This window comes from Vibrio sp. 10N.247.310.24, assembly GCF_041467175.1.
Classification (GTDB): domain Bacteria; phylum Pseudomonadota; class Gammaproteobacteria; order Enterobacterales; family Vibrionaceae; genus Vibrio; species Vibrio tasmaniensis_A.
On the sequence record NZ_JBFSUD010000030.1, the window covers coordinates 38,831 to 55,427 of the forward strand.

Sequence of the window (16,597 nt, forward strand, 5' to 3'; positions counted from 1 at the left end):
AAGTATATTGTTCTATCTTAAGCATACTGTTCCACTGTCATTGCCCAATTTTTTTTCTGTTGCTCAAAATTCATTTTGATTTGTTGGTAACGAACTTTAAGTAGAGAGTGTTCGTACTTCTTCACAACATCTTCGCGTTTGCTTTCAAGTAGCTGCTTTTTGACTTCGTAATACTCGTTCATGTTTGATACTAGAGCATCGAATTCTTGTTGAAGTTTGTCTGCGATTTGTTGCTTGTCGGCACGATGCATGATCTTTTGCTGCGTGCGTTTAAGTAACATTGATGCTTCTGCTTTTTCGATACGAGCTTGAGGGGTTTTCTTAAGCTTGCTTGCCAGTCCCATCAAAGAGGCACTCTTGATCAACCATTTTGTAGGATCGTATTGCCACCAGTAGATGCCGTTGCGGTAATCGTTCTCAAAGATGTGGTGGAAGTTGTGGTAGCCTTCGCCAAAAGTGAGTACTGCTAACACACCGTTATCACGGGCCGTGTTTTTGTCGGTAAAAGGTTGGTTACCCCAGATGTGGGCAAGAGAGTTAATGAAGAATGTTGTGTGGTGGTTAAGTACCAAACGAACCGCACCTACGATTAACAACATGCCAATCACGTCACCGTAAATCACGCCCAATGCAATAGGAACACCGAAGTTCATGATCAACGCCAGAAGAACATAGTGCTTGTGCTGCCACATTACGATCTTATCTTTCTTCAGGTCACGACAGTTTTCATAGTTTTCGTACATTGAGGTACTGTAGTTACGAATCATCCAACCAATGTGCGAGTACCAAAAGCCGCGTTTTGCAGAGTACGGGTCTTTGTCATTGTTATCCACGTGCTTATGATGCACACGGTGATCAGAAGACCAGTGTAACGCGCTGTTCTGCAGGGCAAATGCACCACCTAATGCAAATAAAAATCTTAGGATCGAATGCGCTTCAAACGCTTTATGAGACCATAAGCGGTGATAACCCGTTGTGATTGAAAGGTTACAGAACGTAAAGCAGATTGCTAGCCATATCCAGTGCTCCATACCATAGCCAAAAAAGTAGCCATAAACGGGAGCCGCAACAACAGCAAGCAGCATACTAAAAGAGAATACAAAAATATTGAGCCAGATTAATGGCGGCTTTTTTGTAGATTGTTTGTCGGCACTATTCATTAGCAAATTTCCATTGAGCTTACATCTGTGCGCTAGAATATCAGCGTACACGTGTAAGTCAATATTGAAAGTGTAAACGTGTATTAGTATGTTTTGCTTAAATATTGTATAAAGGTAGTGTGAAATGTAGTAGCAAGTCATAAATGGAAGTACTAAGGGCTAATAAATGGAAATTAAGGTAGCTGAATATAAAGATTATGAGCGGATTGCCCAATTACACGCGGATAGCTGGAAGCTATATTATCGTGGCATTCTTGCTGATGATTACTTAGAAAATGACGTTTTGGAGGACAGATCTGTTATTTGGCAGACTCGTTTGATTAACCCTCCTTTTAATCAACATGTTTTATTGCTTGAAGAGGGCGGTTTACTGGTTGGTTTCGTCTGCGCGTTTGGTAATCACAACTTTGAGCGTGGCACGTTCATCGATGCGTTACATGTAGATAATGCCTATCGCGGTCGTGGTGTTGGTAAGCGTTTATTGTCTGAATTATCGAAGTGGTTGCAGCAATACTATTCGGATTCAGGTCTGTACCTAGAGGTGATGTCTGAAAATCACCAAGCCATTGCTTTTTATCAAGCGATTGGTGGTAAAGAAGAGCTAGAGCAAGTTTGGAATGCACCATGTGGAAGTCAAGTGAATGAGAAGGTGATCTCTTGGAGCTCTCCCGTTGAACTTGAACAGAAAACAGCAAGCATTGTGTATTCTTAGTCACTTCAAGTTGAATAATGGTTCCTTGCTCAACAGCGACCTCTTACTGAAGTTGCTTTAAAGCAGAAGAACAAACTAAAAAGCCCCGAGCATTAAATTGTTCGGGGCTTTTTTGATTAGAGTAGACGCTTCAATTATTTGGCGTTTAGTCGCACCATGTAATTTTTTTCATAAAACGAAGAGAGATTAACGCTTGTTCTTCAAGTAACGTTTACGACGCTCTTCTTTTTTCTTAATCTGTTGTTCGGCTTTCAGCGCAGCCGCTTCTTCAACTTCGATCAACTCTTGTGTGATCATTTCTGGTAGCTCTAACGTTACTTTACCTAAAGTACCATTACGCAGTTCATGAAGTAGGATTTCAGAACATTTGTGAATGTCTATATGACCACCAGCACGAAGTGCGCCACGCTTACGACCAATCGCTTCCATCAATTCGATGTCAGACTCTGGAAGCTCTTCAATTTGGTAGCGTTCTTGCAAAAGATTAGGGTATTGCTTTGCAAGGTACTCGACTGTGTAGAATGCCACTTCATCGTATTCCATTGCCGTATCTTTTACAGCGCCTGTTGCAGCCAAGCGGAAGCCACTGTGTGGGTTTTCTACTTTAGGCCATAGGATTCCAGGAGTATCTGAAAGGATCACGCCATTTTGTAGATTGATACGTTGTTGACGACGAGTTACCGCAGGTTGGTTACCAGTAACCGCGATCGTACGTCCCGCTAAACAGTTGATGATGGTCGATTTACCCACATTCGGGATGCCCATGATCATTGTACGAATGTTCTTACCCATCTGTTCACGGTGCGGTGCTAACTTACGTACTAGCTCCATAACGTGGTTCACTTCTTCTTTAGCGCTAGTAGTAATCGCAATCGCTTTAACGCCTTGCTCTTTCTCGAAGTGCTCAATCCAACGCTCAGTGAGCTCAGGATCTGCAAGGTCGCGCTTGTTCAGTACTTTTACACAAGGCTTATCGCCGCGCAGTGAAGAGATCATTGGGTTTTCACTACTGAACGGGATACGAGCGTCCAGTACTTCGATGATCACATCAACCTGTGGGATAACTTCTTCGATTTCTTTACGGGCTTTATGCATGTGACCCGGAAACCATTGAATAGACATAGAGATAAACCTTGATAAATATATTTGCTGCACATTGTAAGGGTTGGATGATACGTGTAAAGGTATATCTCTCCCGACCTTCAATGAGCTCAGTGAGTTTGCTTGAAGTATAGGCGACTTAGTGATGTTTATTTAACTTAGACTGACCTAATGAAGGTGAAATCCATTACTGTTGTGAAGTATAAAAAGCCGCAATATCTTTCAAGTCTTGATCATTGAGTTTACTCAGTTGTGTTTGCATCATCTCAGCGTAAGCGCCTTGTCTATCACCGTTTTGGTAAGCTTTCATTGTGTTATAGAGGTAAGTTGAATCTTGGCCAGAAAGTTTTGGGTAAGCAGTGTTACTTGTTTCACCCGTGGGGTTATGACAGAAAATGCAACTTGGTGACTTCATTTTACCCAGTTCAGGATCGCCAAAATTAGAGGCATGAAGGCTAGGGGAAAGAGTGAGTAATAGCAAAGTGAAGGAACGGTAAGTCATGCTTTTGCTCCGGTAAAAACATAACAATAAAGCTTACCCTAAGGGGAAGCTCAAGTCCGAATTGCTTTAGATGCTTTAGATGCTTTAGATGCTTTATGCTTTAGATATTTTAGAAGCTAATAGTGTTGACAGTTACAACTGACTTCGTTCTGTTAGGCGAGTAGAGGGCTTAAGAAGTGATGTTTTGTGAGTTCAAAAATTCTATTCGTACCTTAGATGACAGAATGTAATTAACTCACTGGTGATATGATTTAAACTTCATTGTTCAGTCTGACTGTGATTCTATGATGGAAGGGGGGATAATAGAAGCTCACCTGTTCAAGGGCCTAAATTATAATACGATCTGTTGTAAAAATAACTGCAATCCAGTGTCTCTATATTTGTGACTCAAATATTAACTACATGCCTGGTTGTATAATAGTCTCTAAACTATTGATAAAATTTGCTTTTCTTATTGCTTCTTTTCGGTTGGTTACGTTTATTTTTTTATATATATTATATACATGCGTTTTTACTGTACTTTCTGAAATAAATAGTTCACTTGATATCTCTAAATTTGTATCTCCTCTGATAACTCGTTTAAATATTTGAGCTTCTCTTTTTGTAAGGGTAGATAATATTACCTGTGACTTGAATGTTTGGGAGCGCGCATTGGATAAAATATGCGACATTAACTTCCTCGGTAACCATAGGTCGTCATCACAAACCGTTTTCAAGCAACGTGTAAGGTGTTCTACAGGAGCATCTTGATAGATTATGCCCTTTATATTAAATATGTTGAATAGTTGCATTACGGTAATACTCTGTCCGGTAATATCAGAGGGAACGTCATAGATTACCCATTTGTTGGACTCTACTTTTGATAAGGTGATGTAAACATCTTTGATGTCAGCTAAGAGTAAGTAACTAATGAGAATGACATCAAACGTCTTGCGATGATTCGAACGTTCAATGCCTGAAATACATTCGCGACTAAAACAAAAGTCACTGTATTTCTCTATTTCTCGTTGAATAAACTGGTTATTTATACCGTTATCGCCAATTAGGAGCATGTGCTTTAAATTATTTTTACTGTTATGCATACTTTACTCCGAAACTGACAAATCGTGTTGTGATTATATGATACTGGGTTTTATATAATTGCGTTGCATATCTCAGGATTTATATAATTACATATTTAAGGCTGCTGTGAAAGGAGGGGTTCTATAGAAATTTGTAATGTATCGTCATATATTCCTCCCGGTTTGTTCTCTGTTTCCCCAATTACAAAACTCAAAGGAATAGGTTGACCGATCGTAGCCGAAATACGCTGAATTTTTGCATCAAGTTGACCGAGGTTTACTCTATCGTTATCTAGGGAAAGTTCGTATGGAATATCCCATTTTGTCTCATCAGATTCATGACGTAGCATCCCTTGATGGGATGATTCCAATACGATGGTATACGCTGTATTACTTTGCACCCATAGGTTCGGTGCAGAACGAATAATCTTGTTTGAATATAATGTTCCTAGATCAAGGTCATAATGCTGTTGAGTTAACCCATAAAAGTGAACTTTTGCAGCTGGTGGCACGGTAACAGATACTGGGAGTGAGCTAGGGCTAATCTCTATTTGTTGGTTGTCTGAGGTATAAGAGGGCGACACTTCTAAAAGCCCCCGGTAGGTTCCTGACGCTAGCCACTGTTTGCTTGGGAAACGCATTTGTATGGTTGTCGAAGGTTGACTGTCGGTTAATGATAAATGCCACTGATTCGCGATTGGCACACCCACTTGTCCACTCCACTCGAAGTTGAGTTTGTCTTGGTTTACCCCTTTTAACGTCCGACTAGTATCATTAAGTTGTAGAACCAAACTCAATTTACAGTCTTCGCCAATTATATTCGCATCGATCCTATAAGTATTAATTGTTGCGTAAGTACCTGTGTTGAACACGTCGTATTGCGACTCGGATGAGACGGGTTGAATCGTCAATGCACTAGCTTCACAAGCTAATACAGAGGATACAGAATTTATGGCGATGAGGAACCATCCTCCCCACCGAAGTTGTTTAATCCACATACACATCTCCTAGTCTGATCAAGTTGTCACTGCGCTCGCTGAGAGTAATGACGGCTGACTCTTGTCCTTTAGTGTCAAGAATCAGTTGATATTTCCCTGGCTTTAACCCAGATATCGCAAATATGCCACTCCGATTGGTAAAGAAGTCAATCGGTAACTGTTTAGCTTCACCAAGGTAATGTGCTACACCAGCGACAAGTGAAATTGGATTGTTACTTTGACGGTCGTATAGCTTACCAATCACGGTTAAGACTGCATCGGAACCAATTTGTAGTTGGAAGCCCCGCTTGTAATCAGGCTTAACCCAAAAAGCACCATCCCCCAAATCATATCCCGGTGGTAAGTTATCGACCTCATAACCGATGACTTGGCTATTATAAGCAACAAGATCAGGGACCATGGCACTGGCATCTCCGTTAAGGTAAACGCGTGCGTACTCTCCATCTTTTGTTGGGTCTAATGCCACGTCATTCTCTGCGAGGCTTTCATGCTTGCTGACAATAGCGAATGCTTCTCGGACTGGTCTGCCGATCGTTACCGATGAACCTGCAAACGCAAGTGCACTGCTGATGGTCACGTCGGTACTGTGGTTTCTTGTGTCACCATTAATGTCGTCAAGTCGCGAGGCATGGGTGGCACTCAATTCGTAACGGTTTGCTGTATAGTTAATACCAGCGTCCATATCGGCGTCCGTTTCTTCATTCGTAATGACACTCGCAAACCCCGATATCCCTCCGGTGTTACCTATATTATTCTGATAGCTGTAATCTAAGGCGGCTTCTCTTAGCTCTGTACTGTAACGACCGACGACACGAGTTTGTCGGCTAAGAGGCCAACTTATGGTGAGCGTAGTGCTGATGTCATCGTCTTTACTTGCGTGATCTTGATAGCTAACACGGGCACTCCAAGTTGCGTGAGTATCAAACAGTCCGTCCGATAAACTCGGGCTAATTAGCCAATAGTCGTTCTCTTTATCTATTCCTGAACGGTAATTGACTGTCATGGCGGCACGTAATGATCGACTTAGATAAATCGAACCGAATGCAGAAGCATAATGAGTGGTTAAGTTGATGTCTTTGTCGGAGGCGTCAAACCCAGCAACACCAGTAAAATTGTTGCTCAGATACTCATAACTCACACTCAGTTGTGGAGCCAGTGTATTCTTGCTGGAAAATTCCGCATCGAATGCAAATTTGTAAGCATCGCCAGTTCCAAATACAGGATGTTCGCTACGTGAAGCATTGAGTTCAGTGACTCCCCATCTAGAAGCGAGGAGTGCGGTAGTACCATATTGGTATAACTCTTCACGGGTTTGAAAGTTGGTACCTAACGTTAACCAAGGGTTAATACCCACATCAATATAACCATGGAAAATACGCTCATCGGTTAGGTATTCTAGTTGTCCATTTTGGAGTTCAGAGGGTGCTCCGTACATAATGCTATATTCAAACTCACCGCTATTGAGTAAGTCGTTACCCGTCGCAATAGAAAACTCGATACGCTCTTCATTCCCAGAACGATCGGTAATGACGAGTACAATATCGTTACTACCTTGCGCAAGAGGTATATCACTCAGGTTGTAGCTACCAGCGCCTAAAGTTAATCGTTGGACTGCAATCCCATCTATATAGACATCGACATTCGAGGCTCTTTGAAGTGTGAATGATTGATTGGCTCGTGGTCGTGCATTTCTGGTTGGAATCAGTGTGAAATCTCGAGTTAAGCCAATACCAAGTATGTCGGTACTGTCCTGAAAAGATTGGCCACTGTTGTACATATCGCCGAGCACAAGTCGTGTACCTTGCTGTGCAAAGTCAATATTAAGACGAGTTCCTTCTCTCACATATTGTGACTTTTTCGATGAACCATTTTCTAAATAGGATTCATATTCAAAATTGAAAAAACCAATGTTAAGTGCAGAGTCGAATTGACTGCGATAAAGATCTTGCCTTGACGATTTTTGATCGACATATTGGCTCTCATTGGCGGAAAGGGCGACGTTAACGTATCCGCTTAACAGACTTGGCTCAGCATAGTTATAAAAATCATCTGCGCCGTTCATCGAGAGTTGTTGGGTTAAGCTAAATTCTGGTGGAACCGTCACGATACATTCCAACGAAGAAAAGTCGAAATTAAGTCCCAGCCCTACGCTCATAAAGTGGTGCTGTGACAGCATCTCATCGTCTGTCGTGTCATGGAGCTTACCAATACCTTCTTGAGTGACGACAGACGAAAGGAGAGACAGCGTACTTTCCTTTGGCAAAAGAATTTCGTTGTTTGCGGTAATGATAATGTCCGCTTCACCAAGAATGGTGTCACTTATCCTTAGTAAAGAGGTAAGTTGAATGTCTCGTCCTGTCGGGTTCAATACCATATCCTGGCCCCAAGCTACAGGGCTTAAGGCGGCACAATAAAACAGTACTAATCCCAAGACATAGAAAACTTGCCACATCTTGTGAGAGGTTTCAGTTTTCATATCCATGATAAGTGCCTACTGGTAAGTAATTTAAAGAAGAAGGCAAAGTAATAGTCGAGCGTGGTGGAATAAACTGTTCACCTAAAGCCTCATGTACCTTTTGGTTCTGAGATTCGAGCCCCTTAAAATGAAGTAACGATGTATAGGTAAATCGCGACCCTGAATTAGTGAGTGTTAGTTTTCCTTGTTCATCTATATGTAAGTTCACGTCAGGCTCTAGCGAGGATGAGTGAATGTGCAACAACGCATTGTAGTGAACTTGCAAATTGATACCGGTTGTTAAACTGGTAGGACTGTCCATTTTTTCGTTGTTTTGACCAATATTTACGGTACTGAAACGAACAAAGTAACTTTGGGAAGTTTCGAGTTGGCGGTTTCCCAACCATTGTATACGGAATACTTGACGTTCACCGGGTGCCAACATAGCGGCAGGTGGAAACACAAACATCACCTCACTCGATAGATCTGATGTTTGGAACGTACCATCAGGTAAGAATTTCAAACGACGAACGTTAGCTTCAAGTGGGAGATCCCGCGTTGAGTTGTTAGTCACAACCAGTTGCGATGTTGCCCTGTGATCGGTATTGAGTTCAATGACGGTTGGAAACAGTGTTATGCCAAGCGCTTGTGCACACAGAAAACAAGAAATGAACCCACCCAAAATATAACGTCTCATTGCTACTGATCCTGCTCGATTTCAATCGATAGCGTCTCTACATTGTAATTTTCAAGTGGCTGCATTTCGAAAAAACGAGTGGAATAGGGAAGAACTAAAGTTCCTGGAATACGTTTGGCGATTTCTACGCCTTTTAAATAGGTTGATTTTTTGCCGTCAGAAATTTTCCATGTCGTATTGGTTAACCGACCATAACTATTACCGCTGTTCAGTACTTCAAGGACCCATTTGTTATTCTTGTTATTTGGTTCGATACTTTTAATTTCTAGTTGAGAGGCAGTGTTCTGAGGTCGCACGTTGATAAGCGTATTAAACTGAAGTAACAGACTCACTTGCCCTTGGTTGCTACTTGCTCTTTGAACTTTCACTTGCTTAACAGCAATACGAAAAGCTTTTGACTCTGTAATGGACGGATCGCCTAAATATCGGACCATAATAGATTGCGAACGTCCAGGCTCTATAATTGCAGTTACTGGAATCACTAATAGCTCGTCATCTGCAGGCGTCGTGGTCTCTTTTCCGTATTCATTCATAGTCATAAATACTGGAGACAGTTCGACTGTGAGTGGTTCGGTAGACGAATTCTCAACCCTCATTGTCATTTGAGCTCTTTTACCAAGTGGCGTCATCTCCATAGACATCGGCTCTACTTTGAACGCATGAGCTGACAAACAAGTGAGTGACAATAATAAGAGAACAGTCCATTTATGCATGATCCATTTATACATCGCGATGAGCTCCAAATTAAACTAGAGTCGTAATACAACTGAGGTTAAGTTTTAATACAACAAAGGCTTAGATGAAGTCGGAGGCCAAATAATAGCCCCCGACTTATTCAACCTCTAATTTGAGGTGATATTTACGGTTAACGTATCTGAATAACCACCTGCCCATGGGGAGGTTTCTGTTGTCACAATATCAATGGACGCGGCAACACCAGTCGCCAATACTCCTGAACCACCATAAGAGTTACTGATTGAAACGTCATTTAGGCCTGGGCCTCCTGGCGCATTAAGCGTGAAAGGAGCTAAGCCTGAAGGGTTAAATGTTGCTTCGTATGTAAGAGCGTAGTCTTCGCTATCATCGGACTCTAGACCACCCTCAGCACTCGTCAGTGTTACAGTTGCACCATCGACGTCATTACACTTCATGTTAAGGCCACTAACAGAAAGGTTTTGAATTTGAGATACATTACCAAAGTCCATCAGTTGTGTTGAAAGACCAGTAACTTCACATACAGGTGAAACAAAACCAACTAGCTGGACATCACCAGGAGCGGCTTGAACTTGAGCACCAAAAATAGCTGTGACTGTTGCTGCGTAGAGTGTTAGCTTTTTCATTAGAAATTCCTTTATCTTAAATGATTGGCTCGAATACTGCTGAGCGTATGTTGTTCTGCAGATACATTGCAGAGCTTTTACTTGGTCACGCTATGAATCGAAGGGTAAACTTCGATCTCAATAACGTCTTGATAATAACCCGCGAAACGCAAGCTATTTTCGAGTGCTACCCTAAGGCTCCCCTGTTGAGAGAAAGGAATAACACCAGAACTGTTTATCATTACTGGTGAAGTAAGTTGGCTGCTGTGCCTACTTTCATAAAGACGAAGCTCGTCTATTTGTAATGACAGATTATAAGTTTCAATAATATCAACCCCTTGGTGTTGATATTTTAAGCCTCCGTATTTTGAATTAATCGTTATACCCAGCGGACGGTTACAATACATATTAAAAGGCAATAGTTGCACATCACGGTGTTCCGTAAACTTCATGACATTGCCAGAAAAGAAATTTATTTCGCATCGATCTTTGATCTGGCCATTAATTCCTAACGTTAAGGTGTTAGCACTGGTGTAGAATGAAAGTGACAGACTAAAAATTAACGTTGAGACGATGAATTTGTGAATAAATACGAATGCTCTAATCATCATTTCACCTCTCATTGATTGAATGTAACCTGTTGCTTAACTTTCAAAACTATAAGTGCTTTAAAAAATGGTGAAGTAGTAAAAAAAGTTTATTATTTAGACGAAGTATGAGTTTTAGTATGAGTTTAAGGTAAGGTATAAATAGTACATTTTTAGATAATAATTTTGTTTTCAATTAGATAGGCAGTTTTTGACCCACAGTTAAATTTACGAGTGGATTTTTATTAATTGATAAAATTAGAACTATGGTCTACGGCGTTATTTTTGGTGAATTTTTCGATGGATTATTCTTCCAGGAATATTTTATTTTTAGTTTTATTCACTGGTTTATAATTTGAATGTGACAAATTTTAATTGTAATAGTGAAAAGTGGCTATCTTTATTAGTTGGTAATTTCTATTTAAATTAGCCTCTTACGATGTTTTTTTAGAATTGGTGTGTTTTATTCTTAAATACCGTACGCATGGAAAATAAAAATTAAATTATTACGATTAAATTATTTGATTTTATCGTGCATGAAAAATTTAATCTCACAAATGAAAATCGAAATTTAACGATAATTTAATACATAGAAGGTATTCACATAGGCCAAAACAAGATTGCGTTCTGTTGCAGTTAATTTAGTTGAGTCTATTAGGCAGATTAGTCGGTATAGGTATAGGTGAGGTGGCTATTTTTCGGTGGAAGAGGTGAATGATTTTTTTTAAAAGACTAAAGCTTCGTAAGGGAAGCTCTAGTCTTAATTGCTTTAATGCGAATCTTGTTCAGCGTTAAAGCGCACTTTCCAACTTAGTTAGGAAAGTCGCGATGTCTTTTGAACTGATATCTCTATGAGTAACAAAACGTACAGGGTTACCTGGTGACATTGTAATGCCTTGCTCTCCTAACTCCCGTACGATACGGTTAATATCAACCGACTGATCTAACTTCGCAAACACAATATTAGTCTGAATGAAATCAGGGTTAACTGAGAAACCTTCTAACTTGCTTAGACCAATCGCTAGTTTTTTTGCGTTTTCATGGTCTACTTTAAGTTGAGCCACGTTCTCCGTGAGCGCCATTTTACCTGCTGCAGCAAGAATACCAGCCTGACGCATACCACCACCGACCATTTTACGCAATCGACGAGCTTTAGCGATGTACGCTTTGCTACCAAGAAGTAGAGAGCCAATCGGAGCACCCAAACCTTTTGATAAACAAATTGTCATCGAATCGAAGTGTTGTGCGATCTCTTTAATGTGAACATCTAGTGCAGCCGCCGCGTTATAGACACGCGCGCCATCTAAGTGCATTTGCAGGCCGTGTTGGTTTACGAACTCACGCGCTTCCGCTAGGTAAGAGACTGGCAGCACTTTACCATTGATTGTGTTTTCTAAACTAAGAAGCTTAGTACGAGCAAAGTGGCTGTCGTCTGGCTTAATCGCTGCAGCAAGCTTTTTAAAATCTAACGTGCCGTCAGGGTTGTTCTCGATTGGCTGAGGTTGAATCGAGCCTAATACTGCAGCGCCGCCAGCTTCGTATTTGTAGTTGTGCGCTTGTTGGCCACAAAGGTATTCGTCACCACGCTCACAGTGCGCCATTAAACCCAGTAGGTTGGCCTGTGTGCCGGAAGAAGTGAACATAGCCGCTTCAAAACCGGTTTCATTTGCAGCCCATTGTTCCAGTTCGTTGACGGTTGGGTCATCGCCATATACATCATCGCCTACTTCTGCATTTGCCATTACATCACGCATAGCTTGCGAAGGTTTAGTTACGGTGTCAGAACGAAAGTCCATGTTTATCTCCTAGAGTACTATTAGGTAGTCATATAATTGGCTATAGATGGCCACATAGTTGGGCTTTGCTTAAACAAGCGATGGTTTTGGTATCGGTAATTTGATCGTTGCGAATTTTATGTTGCAGTTCTTCCAAGCTAAGTTCGATAACCTCTATTACTTCATCTTCATCACATTCAAAGCGGGTAGTAAGGCTTAAGTCTTTTGCGATGAACAAGTGTTGGATCTCATCACAGAAGCCAGCTAAAGGGGTAACTTGTCCCAAGCTCTGGAAATAAGTTGCACTGTAACCCGTTTCTTCTTCGAGTTCGCGTTGTGCACATTGAAGAGGTGTCTCATCAATTTCCATCGTGCCAGCAGGGAGTTCCAAAAGCCATTTTTTAAGAGAAGGACGAAACTGGTTAATGAGGATGATTTTTCCAGACGAAGTGATAGGAAGAATAACGGCCGCGCCGGGGTGGTTTATTGTTGTATGTTTTACCACGACGTTCGTAGGGAGCGTCACGTTCTCTTCTATAAGAGAAATACTTTTCCATTGATGGATAACTTTACTCATGCAATCTGGCCACTTTCCTTGCCAATTTTTCTTATAACTGAAGACGTGTACCACCATAACGTCTATGGTGTCGAAAATAAAAGAAAAATTAGGGTTAACAATAGATTTAGTTTCACACCATTCGTGATGCTACTCTCATAATTGGAATCTATGATTGCGCGAAAATTGCAGCTTAACCATCTGATATAAAGGCAACTCAATAATAAAAGATACTTGTAACAAAGTGCTAACAAATGTATAAAAACGTATCTACACTCTCAACTGTTCAAAGATTTTCGGAGTAACGCATGAACCCTTCTATTTCCTCACATGCTGACAAGGCGCTACTCTCTGAAAGAATCAATAAATTAGCGCATGCTCTCTCTGATGGCGTTTATGAAAGAGAAGACACCATTAAGCTTTGTTTACTGGCGGCTCTGGCTGGCGAAAGTGTGTTCCTATTGGGCCCTCCGGGTATCGCAAAAAGCCTTATCGCTAAACGCCTCATCCAGGCTTTTGACAACAGTAGCTACTTCGAATATTTGATGACACGTTTCTCTACTCCTGAGGAAGTGTTCGGCCCACTAAGCATTCAAGAATTAAAAGACAACGGTCGTTACGTAAGGCTGACCGAAGGCTACCTACCAACCGCGCAAGTTGTATTCCTTGATGAGATCTGGAAAGCAGGCCCTGCCATTCTCAATACGTTACTGACTGTGGTTAACGAAAAGACATTTAAAAACGGCGCAGACATTGAGCGTGTGCCGATGCGCTTGTTGGTTTCAGCGTCTAATGAACTTCCTGACGAAGACAGTGGACTAGAAGCACTTTATGACCGAATGTTAGTTCGCGTGTTCGTCAACCGTATTCAAAACAAACAAAACTTCAAATCGATGCTAACGACAGGTACTTCTCAAGAAGCTGTCATTCCCAAAGGGTTAGCGATTACAGACATTGAATATCATCAATGGCAGAAAGAACTCGATAATCTGGAGTTGACGGATAATTCGTTTAACAAGTTATTTGAGCTAAAAACCATGCTTGAAGACACGGTTAAGAAGCAAGGCTCAGCGTCAGAGTCGGATTTGTATGTTTCGGACAGACGCTGGAAGAAAGCGGTTAAACTATTGAAAGCGAGCGCATTTTTCAGTGGCCGTGATAGCGTTAACCCGCTCGATATTATGCTTCTTCAAGATTGTTTGTGGCATAGCCCTGAATCTCGCGATGTGGTTCGTAGCGTTGTAAAAGATTTTGCGTTGAACCGAGCGTTTGATCAGCAAGAGTCTAAATCTCAAATCGAAATGTCTCGTGAAGAGCTAGAAGAGATTCAAGATGATGTTGAATCGACTCTGTCGGTGTCGCTCTCTGTGGAGTCAACCAGTGGCTTACGACGTAAAGACGTTTACCAACATGATATCAAGAACGCGAAAATGTACAGCGTCGGTAGCGCATACAATCTTATTAAATTGGTTATGCTGCAAAGCAATATGTCGGTGTCTGAATCTGAGAAAGGCGATAGTCGTTGGGTGTATGTAGCCAAAGATGATTTTGACCGTGTTCTAAAAGAAGGTCATGGCGACATTTATGGTTACGTAAACGAAAATAAAAATCTATGCCGCTTAAAGCTCGACTTGGATGCATCGAATCAATTAGTGATCAAAGATATTGCTAATCGTTCTGTATTGGTGAGTGTGGTGACTACTGACGGTTTAGATCAAGAACTGTATAACAAGTGGTTGAACGGCGCTGAGAAAGCCCTAGAACAGTTAACTGCAGCTGAATTCAAGTTAAAAAGAGTACGCACTGAATTCCATGACGCATTACCGCATAACTATATTGACCCTGATTTACCGAAAGCGATGGAATCAAGCTTACAGGCGGTAACACAAGAGCTTGAAACGACAAAAGTGAAGAGTAGCAAGATCGCGCAACGCATTAAGTTCATGAGTCAGTACTTTGAGTAAGAGGGGGAGCATATGTTAGGAGCTGACGGCTTAAACCTCGCTTTGATGGTGGCTGACTCAGGTATCATTGATACCGCGATGAATGATCTTATCGCTCGTTCTCAAGTGATGATGGCTGCTGAGAATAAAGGTGTGAAAACATCAGTCAAAAACCACTTAGTTAAATGGCGCGGTAAAGTAAAAAAACGCGTCACTAAAGTGTGTGAAACCGACCGTTTCCAAGAGGAAATCGCACTTTACCAAGAAGTGATTTACTGGGATGAATCTCAGTTCTTTGACGAGATTGATAGCGTTATCAAGAAGCTGGAGTGGCACTCAGCATTTTACCTACAAGCAAGACGTTTGATGGAAAACAATAAAGGTGTTTATAACGCGATGTTTCCACATTACTTTTGTGATCAATGGTACCAATCGCTATCAGACGCCATCAAACAAGCTCAAGTCATCGAACTCGAAACAAGCAAAGAAAAAGTCTTAGCTGATCTTTATCAGCGCATGGAAACCATGAAAAACATGGACAAAGTGACAGAGTCGGGCGATGAAGGCAGTGTAGGGCGTTTGTGGGACATGGCATCGGCCAAATTAAGCAAAACAGACCTAACCATCATGAAGCGCCACGCTGAGTTTCTGAATAAGCACAAGGGTTTGCAAGAGATCGCAGAAAAACTAGGCCGTATGGCTGGTGAGGAAGATGATCCTTCGTTACACAAAGCCCCTGTAGAAGAACTACAGATGGTTGGAGAGAAAAGCGATGAAGCAGTCGATGATATTGTTGGGATTCATGAAAGTGATGAGCTCAACAAGATGCTGCCAAACGAAACCATGTTCTTGGCTTACCCTGAACTTGAGGTTATCTTTTATAAGCACTTGGCCGACAAGCGTTTATTGAGCTATCGTTCGCAAGGTAAATCACGGACATTACGTAAAGTGAAAGCGCAAAAGCCTGATAGCAAGAATATCGATATTGAAAAGGGCCCGTTTATCGTCTGTGTCGACGCTTCTGGTTCTATGAGTGGGTTCCCAGAGCAGTCAGCCAAAGCAATGGCTTACGCTTTGATGCAAATCGCGCTTGCGGAAGAGAGAGACTGTTACGTGATTCTGTTCTCTTCTGAGCAGATTACCTATGAGTTAACAAGGCAAGATGGCCTGCGTGAAGCGAGCGACTTCTTAAGCTATTCATTCCACGGCGGTACGGATCTAGAACCTGTACTCATGAAGTCGATTGACCTGATGACGGGTGATAAATACAAGAACGCAGATTTGATCGTACTTTCTGACTTTATCGCCCCTAAGCAATCTGATGAAATGATTGCTCAGGTTGAAAAATTGAAAGAGCACAAAAACCGTTTCCATGCGGTTAGTCTTTCTAAGTATGGTAACCCTCAACTTATGACCATGTTTGATCACTGTTGGTCGTATCATCCAAGTCTCGTTGGCCGCTTCATGAAGAAGTGGTAGCGGTAGAACATCTTATTTAAATCGTTTTTGCTGTGTGTTTTTTGATTGAAGAGATCGAACATGCAGCAATTTGATTTAAATGTCAGCAAACAGAATTTAAATTCACATTTTTGTTTGACTATCTTCACCCAATCCGTAAAGTAGGCACCCGAACACAGCGGGGCTAACGTTTAGTCGGTTCTAACGTGTTGAAAAATGGCGCCTTGGCAGAGTGGCTATGCAGCGGATTGCAAATCCGTGGACCTCGGTTCG

15 protein-coding genes are annotated in these 16,597 nt (G+C 41.5%); 3 read left to right on the forward strand and 12 right to left on the reverse strand.

What is annotated here, in order from left to right; translation table 11 throughout:
* Window positions 1–17 precede the first annotated feature (17 nt).
* Window positions 18–1,160 (reverse strand): acyl-CoA desaturase, encoded by a 1,143-nt coding sequence (locus AB6E08_RS11485; RefSeq protein WP_372066299.1) that lies wholly within the window; start codon window positions 1,158–1,160, stop codon window positions 18–20.
* Window positions 1,161–1,326: 166 nt separating this feature from the next.
* On the opposite strand from AB6E08_RS11485, the gene AB6E08_RS11490 reads away from it, so the two are divergent.
* Entirely contained in the window at window positions 1,327–1,872 is a 546-nt protein-coding gene (locus tag AB6E08_RS11490; protein WP_009845441.1) for a GNAT family N-acetyltransferase, read from the forward strand.
* 186 nt (window positions 1,873–2,058) lie between these two features.
* On the opposite strand, the gene ylqF is transcribed toward AB6E08_RS11490, so the two are convergent.
* The 11 genes from ylqF to AB6E08_RS11545 all read right to left on the reverse strand — a co-directional run bounded on the left by ylqF (window position 2,059) and on the right by AB6E08_RS11545 (window position 12,944).
* The gene (gene ylqF / locus AB6E08_RS11495; protein ID WP_009845440.1) at window positions 2,059–2,994 is read right to left on the reverse strand and encodes a ribosome biogenesis GTPase YlqF; all 936 of its coding nucleotides are present in this window, start codon (window positions 2,992–2,994) and stop codon (window positions 2,059–2,061) included.
* A gap of 166 nt (window positions 2,995–3,160) precedes the next feature.
* Window positions 3,161–3,475: a cytochrome c gene (locus tag AB6E08_RS11500; RefSeq protein WP_102250356.1), complete on the reverse strand. Its 315-nt coding sequence runs from the start codon at window positions 3,473–3,475 to the stop codon at window positions 3,161–3,163.
* 398 nt (window positions 3,476–3,873) lie between these two features.
* On the reverse strand, window positions 3,874–4,557 hold the full coding sequence (locus tag AB6E08_RS11505; protein ID WP_372066304.1) for a LuxR family transcriptional regulator: 684 nt from the start codon (window positions 4,555–4,557) through the stop codon (window positions 3,874–3,876).
* A gap of 95 nt (window positions 4,558–4,652) precedes the next feature.
* The gene (locus tag AB6E08_RS11510) at window positions 4,653–5,534 is read right to left on the reverse strand and encodes a hypothetical protein (RefSeq protein WP_371696163.1); all 882 of its coding nucleotides are present in this window, start codon (window positions 5,532–5,534) and stop codon (window positions 4,653–4,655) included.
* Window positions 5,524–8,016, reverse strand: a complete 2,493-nt coding sequence (locus AB6E08_RS11515) for a fimbria/pilus outer membrane usher protein (protein ID WP_372066306.1) — start codon at window positions 8,014–8,016, stop codon at window positions 5,524–5,526. The genes AB6E08_RS11510 and AB6E08_RS11515 overlap by 11 nt, the downstream gene beginning before the upstream one ends.
* Window positions 8,000–8,686: a molecular chaperone gene (locus AB6E08_RS11520; RefSeq protein ID WP_371707459.1), complete on the reverse strand. Its 687-nt coding sequence runs from the start codon at window positions 8,684–8,686 to the stop codon at window positions 8,000–8,002. The genes AB6E08_RS11515 and AB6E08_RS11520 overlap by 17 nt, the downstream gene beginning before the upstream one ends.
* Window positions 8,687–8,688: 2 nt before the next feature.
* Window positions 8,689–9,414 (reverse strand): molecular chaperone, encoded by a 726-nt coding sequence (locus AB6E08_RS11525; protein WP_009845434.1) that lies wholly within the window; start codon window positions 9,412–9,414, stop codon window positions 8,689–8,691.
* 114 nt (window positions 9,415–9,528) lie between these two features.
* Window positions 9,529–10,026, reverse strand: a complete 498-nt coding sequence (locus AB6E08_RS11530) for a hypothetical protein (protein WP_009845433.1) — start codon at window positions 10,024–10,026, stop codon at window positions 9,529–9,531.
* A gap of 77 nt (window positions 10,027–10,103) precedes the next feature.
* A complete protein-coding gene (locus AB6E08_RS11535) occupies window positions 10,104–10,628 on the reverse strand; it encodes a hypothetical protein (RefSeq protein WP_017097466.1) in 525 nt (174 codons plus the stop codon).
* A gap of 755 nt (window positions 10,629–11,383) precedes the next feature.
* Window positions 11,384–12,388: a low-specificity L-threonine aldolase gene (gene ltaE / locus AB6E08_RS11540; RefSeq protein ID WP_372066310.1), complete on the reverse strand. Its 1,005-nt coding sequence runs from the start codon at window positions 12,386–12,388 to the stop codon at window positions 11,384–11,386.
* Between the two features lie 40 nt (window positions 12,389–12,428).
* Window positions 12,429–12,944 (reverse strand): NUDIX hydrolase, encoded by a 516-nt coding sequence (locus AB6E08_RS11545; protein ID WP_009845430.1) that lies wholly within the window; start codon window positions 12,942–12,944, stop codon window positions 12,429–12,431.
* A gap of 287 nt (window positions 12,945–13,231) precedes the next feature.
* On the opposite strand from AB6E08_RS11545, the gene AB6E08_RS11550 reads away from it, so the two are divergent.
* Window positions 13,232–14,887 carry an ATPase RavA domain-containing protein gene (locus tag AB6E08_RS11550; RefSeq protein ID WP_012600558.1) on the forward strand — a complete coding sequence of 552 codons (1,656 nt, stop codon included), beginning with the start codon at window positions 13,232–13,234 and terminating at the stop codon, window positions 14,885–14,887.
* A gap of 12 nt (window positions 14,888–14,899) precedes the next feature.
* Window positions 14,900–16,345 carry an ATPase RavA stimulator ViaA gene (viaA, locus tag AB6E08_RS11555; protein ID WP_372066315.1) on the forward strand — a complete coding sequence of 482 codons (1,446 nt, stop codon included), beginning with the start codon at window positions 14,900–14,902 and terminating at the stop codon, window positions 16,343–16,345.
* Window positions 16,346–16,597: the final 252 nt, after the last annotated feature.

Bases quoted from the DNA above. Each gene is read 5' to 3' on its own strand.
- AB6E08_RS11485 (WP_372066299.1), bottom strand. From the start codon at position 1,160: ATGAATAGTGCCGACAAACAATCTACAAAAAAGCCGCCATTAATCTGG.
- ltaE (WP_372066310.1), bottom strand. From the start codon at position 12,388: ATGGACTTTCGTTCTGACACCGTAACTAAACCTTCGCAAGCTATGCGT.
- AB6E08_RS11500 (WP_102250356.1), bottom strand. From the start codon at position 3,475: ATGACTTACCGTTCCTTCACTTTGCTATTACTCACTCTTTCCCCTAGC.
- ylqF (WP_009845440.1), bottom strand. From the start codon at position 2,994: ATGTCTATTCAATGGTTTCCGGGTCACATGCATAAAGCCCGTAAAGAA.
- AB6E08_RS11545 (WP_009845430.1), bottom strand. From the start codon at position 12,944: ATGAGTAAAGTTATCCATCAATGGAAAAGTATTTCTCTTATAGAAGAG.
- AB6E08_RS11550 (WP_012600558.1), top strand. From the start codon at position 13,232: ATGAACCCTTCTATTTCCTCACATGCTGACAAGGCGCTACTCTCTGAA.
- AB6E08_RS11510 (WP_371696163.1), bottom strand. From the start codon at position 5,534: ATGTGGATTAAACAACTTCGGTGGGGAGGATGGTTCCTCATCGCCATA.
- AB6E08_RS11490 (WP_009845441.1), top strand. From the start codon at position 1,327: ATGGAAATTAAGGTAGCTGAATATAAAGATTATGAGCGGATTGCCCAA.
- AB6E08_RS11525 (WP_009845434.1), bottom strand. From the start codon at position 9,414: ATGTATAAATGGATCATGCATAAATGGACTGTTCTCTTATTATTGTCA.
- AB6E08_RS11535 (WP_017097466.1), bottom strand. From the start codon at position 10,628: ATGAGAGGTGAAATGATGATTAGAGCATTCGTATTTATTCACAAATTC.
- viaA (WP_372066315.1), top strand. From the start codon at position 14,900: ATGTTAGGAGCTGACGGCTTAAACCTCGCTTTGATGGTGGCTGACTCA.
- AB6E08_RS11515 (WP_372066306.1), bottom strand. From the start codon at position 8,016: ATGGATATGAAAACTGAAACCTCTCACAAGATGTGGCAAGTTTTCTAT.
- AB6E08_RS11530 (WP_009845433.1), bottom strand. From the start codon at position 10,026: ATGAAAAAGCTAACACTCTACGCAGCAACAGTCACAGCTATTTTTGGT.
- AB6E08_RS11505 (WP_372066304.1), bottom strand. From the start codon at position 4,557: ATGCATAACAGTAAAAATAATTTAAAGCACATGCTCCTAATTGGCGAT.
- AB6E08_RS11520 (WP_371707459.1), bottom strand. From the start codon at position 8,686: ATGAGACGTTATATTTTGGGTGGGTTCATTTCTTGTTTTCTGTGTGCA.